The sequence below is a fragment of the Parashewanella sp. 2210YD4-3 genome, assembly GCF_056591735.1.
Map to the genome: position 1 here is coordinate 19,216 of NZ_JBWQOG010000017.1, position 13,506 is coordinate 32,721.

Below are 13,506 nucleotides of genomic sequence, written 5' to 3' on the forward strand. Positions count from 1 at the left end.
TATGCCATTAAAATTATTATGATTTTAATGGCATAACTTTACTTCGTTTTAAGTTTACAATAGTCTCTTTTAGCTCTGTATTCTCATATTCCAGATCATCAATTCTAGCTAGTGATTGAACCAACTTGTCATTAATATGGTGCTGAGCAGCTGCAAACAAAGCTAGCTGTTCTTTAGCATTGTTATACTTTTTCTTAAAATTATTTTTGATGCGCTTTTGTTCATTGAGCTTTTCACGAATGATCTGAATTTGAGGTTGGGTACACTTACCTTCTTCCTTTGCTTGATCTGCTTTCTTTTGCTTAACCTTGTTAACAAAGTCTGGATAGTAATAACCAGTGCCATTACCAAGTTTTGCTTCTTCTTCCACAGCTCTTACAGTGAGTTTTCTGGTTATTGGAATTCGATTAGGTTTTCTTTGAATGATCCGTTCCAATGCAGCCTCTAATTGCAGTAATGTGTTTTCGCTCTTACTCATAAATTAGTTACCTTTAACTCTGGCTCAAAAGGCGTAAAAGTCATATTAAAATCCCTCATAACATTCTCAGCAGCCCTAATTTGAGTTATATAATGACTTCTATCTGTGACCGATATGTCTTCTCCCAAAGCCATATATGTAGTCAAACTACGATGCTTTTTCTGCCACCATTTCGCTTGCTGTTCGTCAATGATGCTACTTGCAGAGCTGCAATCAACACAGAATTGAGGTGCAACTACACCATCCATGTCGCAATCATATCCACTTTTACAATAGCTATGCAGTGAACCATGAAGCGTTAATTTACCTTCCTTCACTGCCTTATAAATAACATTCCACGAGCTATAAATGGTCGGTACATCACCTCGCATTTTCATAATCGCTTTGCCATGAGAGCCTGATAGAGTTTCATCTGAGTGCCATTGTTTGAAAATTTTATTGGTGGTTATTTCTGCGTTAATATCTTCGAGAGTTTGTTTTATTGTTGTGTTCACCTTTAAACCATTTAGATAGGCAAGCCTGCCGCCATTGGTATACCACTCAGTCATAGAGAGAGATAAATGCTTGAATTGTTGTTTAAGTGCTACTAATGTTCCCAAACGATTCTTCACACAGTAAAACGCCAAGGTACGTCTAAATTGATGGGTAGTCATGTGCCAAGGGCTTCCTACTTTGACATACTTTTTTATACTTTCTAGTGAGCGAGGGTTATACTCAAGGCACTCCTGATAATCCTCTTCAGTGACAATGAAATTAAACTGTTTACAAAAAAGTTGTAATCGGTGATTCCATGTTGTAATAAGTACTGGTGGTTTAGAGCGGAATATTTGATTTACCCATAAGGAATTAGCGTATTTTTTATTTGGATACTTTACCTCTTTTCGCCAACGTTCAGTTAATGTTGCCATTAATTCGATAGCAAGTTTTGAAGATGAAGCTGTTACCCATGTTTCCTTCTTTTCACCTAATTTGAAAGTATAAGATTGCAGCATATGATATTCCCTCCCTTCAAATGTGTCTTTGTAGTAGCTATCAGGAGTTAATTTATCAATTTCAGAATCTCGCATTCCGCTAAATCCACCACAAATAATATAACAGGCAGTGATTAGTTGTCCTAAATAGCGACGAAAATCGTGACCATTTTCAAGTATAATGTTAGGAAAGTATTTAGCTTGTGCTCTAATAATATCTTTAACATCTTTTGGTAGGTTGTCTTTAATTGCTATTGTATATTTACGATTATCAATACTTTCATCTTTATTATTGAAAACATATCTTTTTCCTTGAAGTACTTTCTCATCAAGCTTTCTTTTTCCTTCAAGGTAATTAGTTTGCAGAGCGTTTTCAGTATTAGCTATTAAATTTCTGTGAGGGTGAGCAGTATTCACAAGAGCTATTGCTTTGGCATATATAGCATCACATAAACGTTCGGGAATTATAATAGTTTGCTGTTTGTCTTTATCGCTTATTAGCTTGGCTTCTATTTCTGCTCTAATTGGTATTATACCTAGGTCAAGCTTGTGCCATGAAGCTAATGATATAGCAACGTTAATACTACTAAATATTTTTTGTATTGAGCTTTGTACATAGCCTTTTTCTTGCAAAAAATTTTTAAAGTCAACCCACACCACAGATTTGGATAGCACTTTTATAGATATGTGTTTATTTTTTGCTAAAAATCGAAAAACTACTTTCAAGTTTGTTAAATTGGAAAGAATGCTTGAGAACTTCTGTGCTTTTTTCTTTTGAGGGCTTTTATTAAATAGGAGCCCAAAAGTAATTAGCTTAAGTTCCCTTTGTAACCTAGGATTCGCATTAAACTCATCAAATAAAAGATGATTTTTTTCTTTTTGTAGGTTAAAAGGAAAGCAATTCCATTTGCTTTGACCAAAGGTTGCCGTGACACTTCCATCTTTGTCTTTACAGACAACCACGGCATCTAGTTCTTCAAACCTTCCTTCATGATATAGTTCAGCTATATTTACAACTTTGACTTTGTGCTGTTCAGGGAAGCTAGAGGAGTCGAATAGATAAGCGTCCATTACCGTACCTCGTTAGTTGATTTAGGTATAAGTCCTAGAACTGATTCATCCTCATTCCAAAATGGGTGGTAACCATCATTAACTAACTTAGTTTCGGCCTCTCTTAAAATGCGCTTATCTATATAGGGAATTATCTTTAACTCGATAAACTTTACGATATTTTCAAAATTTTTTCTATAATGCTCGACATCTAAGTGCAGGTATAATGACTCTTCTATACAAGCTTTAAATGAAATCAAGCACCAGATATCAGCAACTGATTGAACTATCACTTGGCTTGGACAACCAAAGCAACCCAAAAGGTCAGCACATGCTAACTGCTCTCCTTTTTTAGCTAGCCCTTTTTTTTGAGCAATATTAGTATATTTCTTAGATTTTTCTCCAAATGGATTAATACAACTGGCTCCATTCGGGGTTCGACTTAAATTCGGAATATTGATTTTATTCTCTGCTTCAACCACTAAAACATTTATCCCTAAACTTTGCTGTGCTTGCTTAACATTTAATCCATTTTTAACTTGCGCCTCTTTAATCGACATCACATCTTGTATCATACCGTTATTGCTGATTTTGTTACCTTTGCTATAGTGACGTTTACGAGTGTTGAATGTATTGTTTAACATAATATTGTTGACTATCTCACCTTGATGATAGGCTGTTATCTGAGCGCCGGTTTCTCGAAACCTGCTTATCATCGGCCGTAAACGCTGTCCTGTTTGATCAATGAAAGTAAAATGTTTTTCCACCCAAATTCTTAAAAAACTTTGTAGCGTTCCATTCGTTAACGGTTGTGCATTTTTAGAGGGGATAGTTTGAAGCAAAGTAGCACTTTCACCTTTGCTAATTAGATATGAAGCATTGAGTAACTTATCAAAAAAACTCATGGCATATTTTGGAACCTCCAACTCATGACTTCCCATCTCAACTTGAATAGTTTTGAAAGCTCTACGTTTAAAGGCTGGCATAATGTACCAGCTTTCACTTAATGAGGTAGATGCATTTTTTGGTTGTGGCAGTTGCAATAAATCACTGCTATTTCCGTAAGTATAATAAGCAAGTAGGTAAGTTGCGGCGCACATCATTTTAGTGATACCACTAAAAAGCTGATAATTTTCCCCCTTCCATTTAAATGTCATAGTCGACTTGTTTTTAAACACATGTTTATGTTTTTCAGGGGCTTCAATAAACTGCTTGTAGGTTTGATTAAATAACTGTCTTAAAAACGGAAGGAGTTGGACTAAATCACCACGAGTATAAGCCTCGAAAGGAGTTGTTTGACTATTATCCATAATGACGACATTATCAAAATAACTATGTGGGCAATCTAGATATCGTACAAAAAGTGTCATCATATAAGAGCGGCTTTTTCTATAAGTGCTGTTTTTTATCTCTCCTAGCATGACTCTCTTTTGTAAGTGCTTCATATGCATTTCCAGCGAACTTTGATTAAAAGCTTGATAATTTTGTTTATCACACCACTTTAAGTACCCCAAAGTCTCAGTAAAGATTGAATAGAGAAAAATATGGCTACTACCTTCTTCACAAGCTTCATCGAACCTCTCTTTTAATTTAGTAATAATGCCTTTACGGCAAGCATCCTCTAATTGAACACTTTGTTTAATCTGCAAAGTAGTAGGAACGCCTTTGAAAATTAAACGGTTAAAGTCTGCAAGGTTTTTATCTTCTGTATTTAATTGGATGCATAGTTCGGGCTTCCAATTACAAAGATAGGTGATATTACTCATCTCCAGCTCCAAGTGCTTCGTGCATGATGCTATCTAAAATCCCGAATTTCACTTTAAACGCCTCTTTACGCTTCAAGTAATGCAAATACTTCCACGTGGTAGATTCATTTCTATGTCCCATCCAGCCCATTAGCAGTGCCATGCTCTCTGCCGGAGGTAAACCAGCCTCAAGTAAATCATTTAATCGGTATGTACCATAGGTTGAACGTAGGTCGTGAAATCGATGTAGAAAAGAGGGGTGGTTATTCTTAATAAACGTTCTAAACTCTGTCCAGCGCGCTCCAATTGACTTTGCGGTAACAGGATTTCCTTGCTCACTTACAAACAGAGGTTCATGACGCTCGCACAACTCAAATCTTTCAATAACATCTTGCTTTAGGAGTTCGGACTTTTCTGATAATAACTCCAACTTGTTGTTGAGTTTGTTTACCCGTTTAATTCTGCGTTCCGAAGTTCGGTATTTATTCAGTGTGGCTAATAGCTCTGATGAGATTTCTACATGCCTTCGTTTTAAATATTTAGTTTGGACTCCTGTCGATTGAGGGCACAGAAGTATCTCGTAACGATGCTCACTTTCAGCGAGTGCAATTGCGGTATCAAGACAGTTTAGTGAAAGTGTTGCCACCTCTTGAATTCGCATTCCGGTATCGATGGATATTAATACTTGTAAACGCAACTCTTCAGATGCACTGAGTAAATACTGAGTGATGATACTTAATGATTCTCGAGGTAATGGAGATAGCGGTCGAATATTGTTACTGCTAGCGTTCTTTGGAACTTTTATTCGTAAATCACTCGTTTTAACTACAAGCTTTGGTGATAAGTGAGCCAACATCCCAGTATTTTGTACTGATACAAACTCCACATTAAATGGTGCTTCTTTCTCATTTTTAACTTTCAAGTAGCTATCACGAATCAACCACTTGTAAAAGTTGACAACCTGATTCATTCGGACGCTTGCTGTACTGTGTGCTAATTCGCCGTTTTTGATTTGTTTTAGCAGGTGAGAACGAAACAGGTAGGTGGGCTTCAATCTTTTGATGGGAGGAAATTGATCCCATTCTAACCCGTTATCTTCAAGGTATTGGTAATATGAATATAAGGCTTGAGCACACGGTAATAGATCTTTAGTTCTCTTTATGGCCTTTTGATAAAAGAAGTAACTATTTGCTTTGAGGTTGAATAAACCATCTTGATTAAACAATGTTGGTAATGAGCCAATACTTTCTTTAGCTTGAAAACATTGCGAAGTCTCATTACTAACAGATAACTCCTTTTGTTTATAAACATTACTTGATTGTATTAAATACATAAACCTCCCTAAACGCTTATAGAAAAGCTTACTCTCTATTTACATTTATATCAAGTAAGTAGTTGTTAAATAAGGGCTTTTGCGGATCGCAGCGGAGCGGGAAATTGCGTTTATATATTTTCTAGCGAATCGCAATGAGGTTTGGAATTAATATTCTGAAATGTTTTTAGTAGGCGAAGAGCTTTTTTATCCAAAAAGCAAACGGTTGTTTGTTGGCCATTATATTTACGGGGTTGATTAAAGAAGATTTGTTCTATAAAGAGAAGAACTACTCGAATAGTGTTTGTTATGATCTGAAGCAGAGACAATTGTTGACTTTTATCCTGAAGGATAGACACCCTTTACGTCTAGCGTGGTTACACCACTTTTTATGAAATATGTTTACCAGTTGGAAATGAATTTTTAATGGTTGGCCGTTTTACTCTCTTGATATGACATTATTTGCCACCCCATTTCGATATTTTTTGGTACGTCAAAATAATCAAACTGGTAAAACGAAATACTTTTTGTGGTGGATTTTCTGGAAAAATGAAGAGTCATTCTTACATTTTTAGAAAAATTCGTATCAAAAGTCGATTTTTCTGGAAAAGTTCGAAATGTCTTTTCCCCTATGACTTTCCAGATTTATTTCAGAATCTACCTGTGTAGGTACGTGTTGACGATGAGGTGATAACAATACCTCTCTGAAAACAAACGCCCTTATGGGCGTTTGTTGTTTTAAGAAGAGCCGTTTTCGCTTCTTTAATTCCACTTATCCATTAAAGCTTTCACATCTGCCACTAACTCTTTATTTTTTACATGGGGAATTTTACCTACCTCGGCTTTCGGCTTGATGATGGCTATGCGTTGCCCTTGAGGGGAAATCAAGGTCATGGAAGCACTGTGATCCACTAAATAATGCTCACCTTCACCGTTAATGGTATATGCCATGCCCAGATTGCGAGTTAACGGGACTAACTGCTTATGCTCCCCCGTAGCAGCGATGAATTTAGGATTAAAAAAATCCATATACTCTTTGAGCTTATTGACCGTGTCACGCTGTGGATCCACCGATAAAAATAAAATTTGAAACGGGTGTTTCTGGCTTAGTTTGGGGTAGGCTGCTGAGAGCTTCCCCATAGTGGTTGGGCAAATATCAGGGCAAGATGTGAAGCCAACAAAAACCAGTGTCCACTTTCCTTGCAATGACTGATTGGTAAAGCTGCTGCCATGTTGATCTGTCAGCATAAAAGGTACAACAGGTTGAGGTGTGGGGAATTCAAAGCTGGTGGCCAACTTCAACGGAGCGGGTGGCTGTTGCAGTTGCCATGCTGTGATTGCACCTAAACTTGTGATAAGCATGGCAATGGCGATAACAATAGGCTTTTTCATGGGCTTACCACCATGCCACAATATAGTGATCTACCAGTAACAGCAAAAACAACACCATTAAGTGATAGATGGAAAACTTAAATACATCCATCGCAAGCCCCGGCTTGTCATGATATTTAAGCTGCCAAGCTTTATAGACAAACATGCTGCTTAGTAAGGTGGAACCGATTAAATAAATGACGCCACTCATACCCACAATAACAGGCAGTAAACAGGCCAAGCCGAGTAATACGGTATAAAGTAAAATACAGGTTTTGGTAAATTCACTGCCATGGGTTACGGGTAGCATGGGAATATCTACTTTGGCATATTCTTTTTGGCGGTGAATGGCCAGCGCCCAAAAGTGTGGTGGTGTCCACGTGAAAATAATAATCACCAATAACATGGCGTAACCGTGAAACTCGTTAGTGACTGCTGTCCAACCTAGTAGTGGCGGCATAGCGCCAGCTAAGCCACCAATGACAATATTTTGCGAGGTAGCACGTTTTAGGTAAGCGGTATACACCAAGGCATAACCAATCAAACTGGCAAAGGTTAACCAAGCGGTGAGTGGGTTGACTAAGGCATACAGCATCACAAAACCAAGCACGCCGATCACCGCGGCAAACGTCAGTGCACTGCTAACCGACACTCGTCCTTTTGGTAGTGGGCGATTATAGGTTCGAGCCATAATGGCGTCGATACGGCGGTCAATTAAGTGATTTAAACTGGCCGCTGAGCCAGCCATTAAACCTATGCCGATCATACCGGCCAACATTTCTTGAATGGGCAAGGCGCCCGGCAAGGCTAAACACATGCCGACTAATACCGTAAGTAGCATCAGTGCCACAACTTTTGGCTTGGTCATTTCCAAGTAATCACGCCAATGGGCAAATAAGTGGTTCGATGATGTTAAGGCGGCTGATTTACTCATAATGAATTCCTTTTTTGTTGTTGCGTCAACGTGTAAACCGCATAATTAATGGTGACCACAGACAGTAATAATAAAGCTGCCACACCGTTGTGAGCAGTGGCTACCGTTAGCGGCAGGTGGAATACCACGTTGCTGATCCCTAAGATGATTTGTAAGGCGAGAAGCCCAAGCATGATGACTGAAGCCTTTCGTATAAAACCGTGACTGTGAATAAGCAGTTTCAGCCCTAACCAGAAGATAAATACGCTAGTGATCATCGCCCAAATTCGATGACTAACATGAATGGTCATGCGAGTCGTCCAGTCTAAAACGCCATATTCAAAGCTGATGTGATCGCCTTGAAACGGTGAGAAGGCTTTTGCCCAATCCAATTGGCTTTGCCAGTTTCCTTCACATAAAGGTAAGCTGGTACAAGCTAGAGCCGCGTAGTTGGCAGAAGTCCAACCGCCAAGCATGATTTGGATGATAAGTGTAATGAGTGCTAGCCATGCTACGAACTGGATTGATGGTGGCAGAGACATTTCGGGTAGCTGTAATGGTTTGACTCGCCAATAAAGCAATAACAGCAAAGAAATAAGCGTAAAGCCACCTAACAAATGTCCCATTACCACAATGGGCATTAACTTCATGGTGACCGTCCACATCCCCAATAGCGCTTGAAAAATCACTAAAACCGCGATAGCTGAAGGTAACTTCTTCGGTGCGCTTGGCTGACGCCAACACAAGATCAAAATGGCTAAAATCATCAGCCCAAGTAATCCTGCTAAATAGCGATGGATCATCTCAAGCCACGCTTTATGACTCTCTACAGTAAGATCTGGATAGAGTAATTTGGCTTTATTCAGTTCATGTGTTTCTGAAGGAACAGCAAGGTGACCGTAGCAGCCCGGCCAATCAGGGCAGCCGAGCCCTGCATCAGAAAGGCGAGTAAATGCCCCCATTAAAATAACGATAAAGGCAAAAATGATGGAAAATTGGATCAGTCTGTTTAATGTCATTAGCCAACCCTCGATAACTTCAGTAATTTTCGAAGATCATTCAACATGGCTTTACTTTGCATCACTTGTTCGTGGGGCTCAGTTTTGAGAGCGTAACGTGTTACCCACTTACCGAGAGGATCAACGGTGATGATTTGTTGATCTGAAAGATAATTTGATGCATAAGAGTTTGTCTCTAGAGTGACAAAATCAAATGATTTTAGTAAGGATTTATCACTGCCATTAGCGACAATTATCACAGGTTGAACTCTATCTTGCTCTTTACCTAAGGCAATATGACTGCGCTGCAATAAATGTAATTGTTGCTTACAGTGCTGTTGGCAATCCTTAGGTAATTGATACAACATTTGCCATTTCCCTGGTATTGGGTTCGTCATCTTCAGACTCTGGTAACTCAGCGAGTTTGGCAATAATTCCCCTTTATTAGTAGAGCCTCCTTGATAAAGATCGAGACTTAAAAACAATTGCGCTGCCACTATAGGTAAGGCAAATACAGTGGCAAGCAATACGAGTTGTTTTCGGCTTGTTGCTTTAGTCGAGGTCATCCTTGCTCCTTATCTTGTTGTTGTGATGTCGAGGAAATACGGCGGGCTTTAAACCAGCGATAAATAACGATGAGTGCCAGTACGGCTGCCATCGCAAACCATTGTAGGGCGTAACCAAGATGCTTTTGTGACGACAATGGAATGGGTTGCCAAGGTTTGTTAAGTGGCTGATTATGAACATCGAAGCTTTGATCATTTGGTTGCAGAGCAACCGAAGCTAAAGGCGTATCTAAATAATGGGATAACTCTGGCAGTTGCAGAGTTTGAATTCGCAGTGCCGAGGTTTGATCTGGCAGTAAACGCTCATTGAATGGGTTAGCTTGTTTAAAATACAAACGTCCAGTTAATACTTGCTTGCCTGTGTATGGGGTGACGTTAGGCAAGATGCTGCGATCTAAAGGAGCAGGAATAAACCCCAGTTCGACCATCAGTCGAGGGCTTGTATGTTCAACACTCATGATTTGATAGACCAAATAACCGACTTTACCTTCAAACACTTGATTATCTAAATAAACTAAAGGGTGAGAAGTTGGTTCAGCTTCTACAGTCAGATTTGATCCGATTAACGACATAGGATCTGGCTTAACAAGCACCTTGTCATAACTAAGAGGGATTTGATCCTGACGTTGCTGTAATGATTGTTCATAAGCCGCTTTGGATTGTGAGCGTTCTAATTGCCAAAAACCTAACTTGATTAATAAGATAAATAACGCCAAAGTAAATACATAACCCAGCAGTTGACGACTAAACCCCAACCAGCGAGGCTTGCCTGTGACTACAATGTTACTGTTCAAAATCGTATTAGTTTGCTTACTACTTTTCATTATTTTTAACCTTGGTCGCGCAATGATCATCATGGTTAAAAGTGATGATTCAGTTCCAATGAGTCGCTATTTAGGACGTCGAGTTTTAGTGTCTGTGCTGGTGGTGATTGCGTTAGTAGTCGCGATAGGGTTAGGTTGGATACATCCCAACCCTACGCCACATTAATGGTGTGTTAGAGAACGTAAACAAACACAAATAAGCATAGCCACACCACATCAACAAAATGCCAATACCAACTACCCGCTTGGAATGCAAAATGGTGTTCAGGGGTAAAATGGCCTTTTAGAATGCGGAAAAATAAGGTAATTAAGAAAATCGTACCTATGGTGACATGCATGCCGTGAAAACCAGTCAGCATGAAGAAGGTATTACCATACACGCCTGATTCTAGAGTTAAGCCAAGCTCGGTATAAGCATGGATATATTCATGAACCTGAAGATATAAAAACGCACATCCGAGTACTATGGTTGCACCTAACCAAAGCTTTAATGCATTTCGTTTACCTTTCTCTAAAGCCACATGCGCGAAATGCAAAGTGACGGAAGAAACCAATAGAATAATGGTGTTATACAGCGGTAATCCATGCCAAGGCATCGCTTGCGTGGTATCGCCTTTCGGCGTTTTCACTAATGGCCATTCAGCCACAAAGTTTGGCCATAAAAACTCGTGGGTCGAAGTTAAGTGAAACTCTCCTCCAAGCCATGGCACCGAAAACATGCGGATGAAAAACAATGCGCCAAAAAAGGCACCGAAAAACATCACTTCAGAGAAAATAAACCAACTCATCCCCTGACGGAACGAGCGATCCATTTGTGATGAATACTTGCCTGACATAGATTCGTTGATCACGGTACGAAACCAGCCAGTGATCATATATAAAATAATGGCAATGCCAGTCAGTAATACATAAATGCCCCAGCCTCCATGGCCGTAGGTATCAATTTGGGCAACATAATGCCCAGCGCCAAAGGCAATTAAAAATAAACCGATTGCACCGACAATGGGCCACCCGCTTTGTGCGGGGACGTAATAATGTTCATGGGTACTCATGGAGTAACTCCTTGTGCTTTGGAACCTGATAACGCCTCGCCTAGCGTCTTCTCTGTAATGTCATACAAAGTATAGGAAAGGGTTAAGGTATGGATGTCCTTGGGTAGTTGTGGGTCAACAAAAAAAACGAGAGGGAAGTCAGCAGGGCTTTGACCATCTACCGGTTGCTGCTGAAAGCAGAAACACTCGGTTTTATGAAAGTACTTTGCCCCTAACCCAGGAGAAATGGAGGGAATGGCTTGTGCCACCATCCGCGTTGCAGTGTTATTTTTTGCAACAAAAGCGGTTTTGATCAGCTCACCAGGATGAACATTAATCACATTGGTGGTGGGGCCAAAATCCCAACTTAATCCAGGTTGGATATGCGCCATAAACTCAATTCTGACGGTGCGACTTTTATCTATCGTTTGTTGATCATAAGTTTGTGCCGTGGTGGCGGTTTTGCCGTTGATACCAAATGCATCACACATGATGTCGTACAAAGGTACTAAGGCAAAACCAAACCCAAACATTCCAAGACAACCGATCACCAAATAGGTGATCAGCTTTTTATTGGATTGGGTTGAATCCGCCATATCACTTTACCTCTGGCGGTGTGGTAAATGAATGATATGGTGCAGGGCTTGGTATCTCCCACTCTAAACCTTCTGCGCCATCCCATGGTTTAGCAGGCGCTTTTTCACCGCCACGACAGCATTTAATCACCAGTGCCAAGAACAGCAGTTGAGATAAACCAAACGCAAAACCACCGATAGAGACAATCTCATTCACGTTAGCAAACTGAATGTTGTAGTCCGGAATACGGCGTGGCATACCAGCCAACCCTAAGAAGTGCATCGGGAAGAACAATACATTCACTGAAATCACAGAGCACCAGAAATGCCATTTAGCCAAGGTCATGGAATACATGTGTCCTGTCCACTTGGGCAGCCAATAATAGGCCGCGGCCATAATGGAGAAAATGGCACCTGTTACCAGAACATAGTGGAAGTGAGCGACCACAAAATAGGTATCATGGTATTGGAAATCAGCAGGCGTCATGGCCAGCATCAAGCCAGAGAAACCGCCAATGGTAAACAACACCACAAAAGCAATGGCGAATAGCATCGGTGGCTCAAATGACAGTGAGCCTTTCCACATCGTGGCTACCCAGTTAAAGACTTTTACCCCTGTTGGTACTGCAATTAACATGGTGCAGTACATGAAGAATAACAACGCCACTTTAGGCATTCCTGTGGTAAACATGTGATGCGCCCATACCACAAAGGATAAAACAGCAATACTGGCAACGGCATACACCATCGAAGAGTAACCAAACAGCTTTTTACGACTGAATGCTGGAATGATGGCCGAGACAATGCCGAAAGCAGGCAAGATCATGATGTAGACTTCGGGGTGACCAAAGAACCAGAAAATATGCTGGAACATCACAGGGTCGCCACCACCTGCGGCATCAAAGAAACTGGTACCAAAGAACTTATCTGTCAGTACCATGGTGACGGCCCCTGCAAGAACAGGCATTACTGCAATCAGCAAGAAAGCGGTCACTAACCAAGTCCAAACGAACAATGGCATCTTCATCCATGTCATGCCCGGTGCACGTAAATTGAAAATGGTCACAATCACGTTAATGGCACCCATGATGGAGCTTATCCCCATAATATGGATGGCAAATACGAACAGCGCAGTGCTGTCGCCACTGTATTTGGTAGACAGTGGTGCATAGAAAGTCCAGCCAAAATCAGGGCCGCCGCCTTCCATGAACAATGAGCTCAGTAAGATAAAAAACGCAAATGGTAAGATCCAAAAGCTCCAGTTATTCATCCGTGGCAACGCCATATCGGGCGCGCCAATCATCATCGGTACTAACCAGTTAGCTAATCCGGTGAATGCTGGCATTACCGCACCGAATACCATGATAAGGCCATGAACTGTGGTCATTTGGTTGAAGAAATGAGGTTCAACTAATTGCAGTCCAGGTTCAAATAATTCGGCTCGAATAACCATCGCCATAGCGCCGCCGATAAAGAACATGGTTAAACTGAACCACAGATATAGGGTTCCGATATCTTTATGGTTGGTGGTTAATAGCCAACGCATAATGCCTTTTGGTGGATGCTCATGATGACCATGATCATCGTGATTCGTCTCAACCGTTTCTTCATGGACGGTTTCGACGGTTTCATTTGTTTGAGGGTTTGCTGTAGTCATTGTTATCCCTTACTT

Annotated in this window: 13 protein-coding genes; 1 reads left to right on the top strand and 12 read right to left on the bottom strand. The window is 40.4% G+C overall.

Features of this window, described 5'->3' with window-relative positions; genetic code table 11:
• Nucleotides 1-16: 16 nt before the first annotated feature.
• The 9 genes from AC1EU0_RS18555 to AC1EU0_RS18595 form a co-directional block, all read right to left on the bottom strand.
• On the bottom strand, nt 17-478 hold the full coding sequence (locus AC1EU0_RS18555; RefSeq protein WP_480304207.1) for a hypothetical protein: 462 nt from the start codon (nt 476-478) through the stop codon (nt 17-19).
• Nucleotides 475-2,520, bottom strand: coding sequence for a hypothetical protein (locus tag AC1EU0_RS18560; protein ID WP_480304209.1), 2,046 nt, complete (start codon nt 2,518-2,520; stop codon nt 475-477). The genes AC1EU0_RS18555 and AC1EU0_RS18560 overlap by 4 nt, the downstream gene beginning before the upstream one ends.
• Nucleotides 2,520-4,265, bottom strand: a complete 1,746-nt coding sequence (locus AC1EU0_RS18565; protein ID WP_480304211.1) for a hypothetical protein — start codon at nt 4,263-4,265, stop codon at nt 2,520-2,522. The genes AC1EU0_RS18560 and AC1EU0_RS18565 overlap by 1 nt, the downstream gene beginning before the upstream one ends.
• Entirely contained in the window at nt 4,258-5,577 is a 1,320-nt protein-coding gene (locus AC1EU0_RS18570; RefSeq protein WP_480304212.1) for a tyrosine-type recombinase/integrase, read from the bottom strand. The genes AC1EU0_RS18565 and AC1EU0_RS18570 overlap by 8 nt, the downstream gene beginning before the upstream one ends.
• A 741-nt stretch (nt 5,578-6,318) precedes the next feature.
• A complete protein-coding gene (locus AC1EU0_RS18575) occupies nt 6,319-6,948 on the bottom strand; it encodes an SCO family protein (RefSeq protein WP_480304214.1) in 630 nt (209 codons plus the stop codon).
• A gap of 4 nt (nt 6,949-6,952) precedes the next feature.
• The gene (cyoE, locus tag AC1EU0_RS18580) at nt 6,953-7,861 is read right to left on the bottom strand and encodes a heme o synthase (RefSeq protein WP_480304216.1); all 909 of its coding nucleotides are present in this window, start codon (nt 7,859-7,861) and stop codon (nt 6,953-6,955) included.
• A complete protein-coding gene (locus AC1EU0_RS18585) occupies nt 7,858-8,859 on the bottom strand; it encodes a COX15/CtaA family protein (protein WP_480304217.1) in 1,002 nt (333 codons plus the stop codon). Before AC1EU0_RS18585 ends, cyoE begins: the two co-directional genes overlap by 4 nt.
• Entirely contained in the window at nt 8,859-9,404 is a 546-nt protein-coding gene (locus tag AC1EU0_RS18590; RefSeq protein ID WP_480304219.1) for a hypothetical protein, read from the bottom strand. The genes AC1EU0_RS18585 and AC1EU0_RS18590 overlap by 1 nt, the downstream gene beginning before the upstream one ends.
• Nucleotides 9,401-10,228, bottom strand: a complete 828-nt coding sequence (locus AC1EU0_RS18595) for an SURF1 family protein (RefSeq protein WP_480304221.1) — start codon at nt 10,226-10,228, stop codon at nt 9,401-9,403. Before AC1EU0_RS18595 ends, AC1EU0_RS18590 begins: the two co-directional genes overlap by 4 nt.
• Here AC1EU0_RS18595 and AC1EU0_RS18600 point away from each other — a divergent pair.
• A complete protein-coding gene (locus AC1EU0_RS18600) occupies nt 10,185-10,394 on the top strand; it encodes a DUF2909 domain-containing protein (protein ID WP_480304223.1) in 210 nt (69 codons plus the stop codon). The genes AC1EU0_RS18595 and AC1EU0_RS18600 overlap by 44 nt on opposite strands.
• A 7-nt stretch (nt 10,395-10,401) precedes the next feature.
• On the opposite strand, the gene AC1EU0_RS18605 is transcribed toward AC1EU0_RS18600, so the two are convergent.
• The 3 genes from AC1EU0_RS18605 to ctaD are packed head-to-tail and all read right to left on the bottom strand — an operon-like array spanning nt 10,402 to nt 13,491.
• Nucleotides 10,402-11,280: a cytochrome c oxidase subunit 3 gene (locus AC1EU0_RS18605; RefSeq protein ID WP_480304225.1), complete on the bottom strand. Its 879-nt coding sequence runs from the start codon at nt 11,278-11,280 to the stop codon at nt 10,402-10,404.
• Nucleotides 11,277-11,855 (bottom strand): cytochrome c oxidase assembly protein, encoded by a 579-nt coding sequence (locus tag AC1EU0_RS18610; protein WP_480304227.1) that lies wholly within the window; start codon nt 11,853-11,855, stop codon nt 11,277-11,279. The genes AC1EU0_RS18605 and AC1EU0_RS18610 overlap by 4 nt, the downstream gene beginning before the upstream one ends.
• A 1-nt stretch (nt 11,856) precedes the next feature.
• The gene (gene ctaD, locus AC1EU0_RS18615) at nt 11,857-13,491 is read right to left on the bottom strand and encodes a cytochrome c oxidase subunit I (protein ID WP_480304229.1); all 1,635 of its coding nucleotides are present in this window, start codon (nt 13,489-13,491) and stop codon (nt 11,857-11,859) included.
• Nucleotides 13,492-13,506 lie beyond the last annotated feature (15 nt).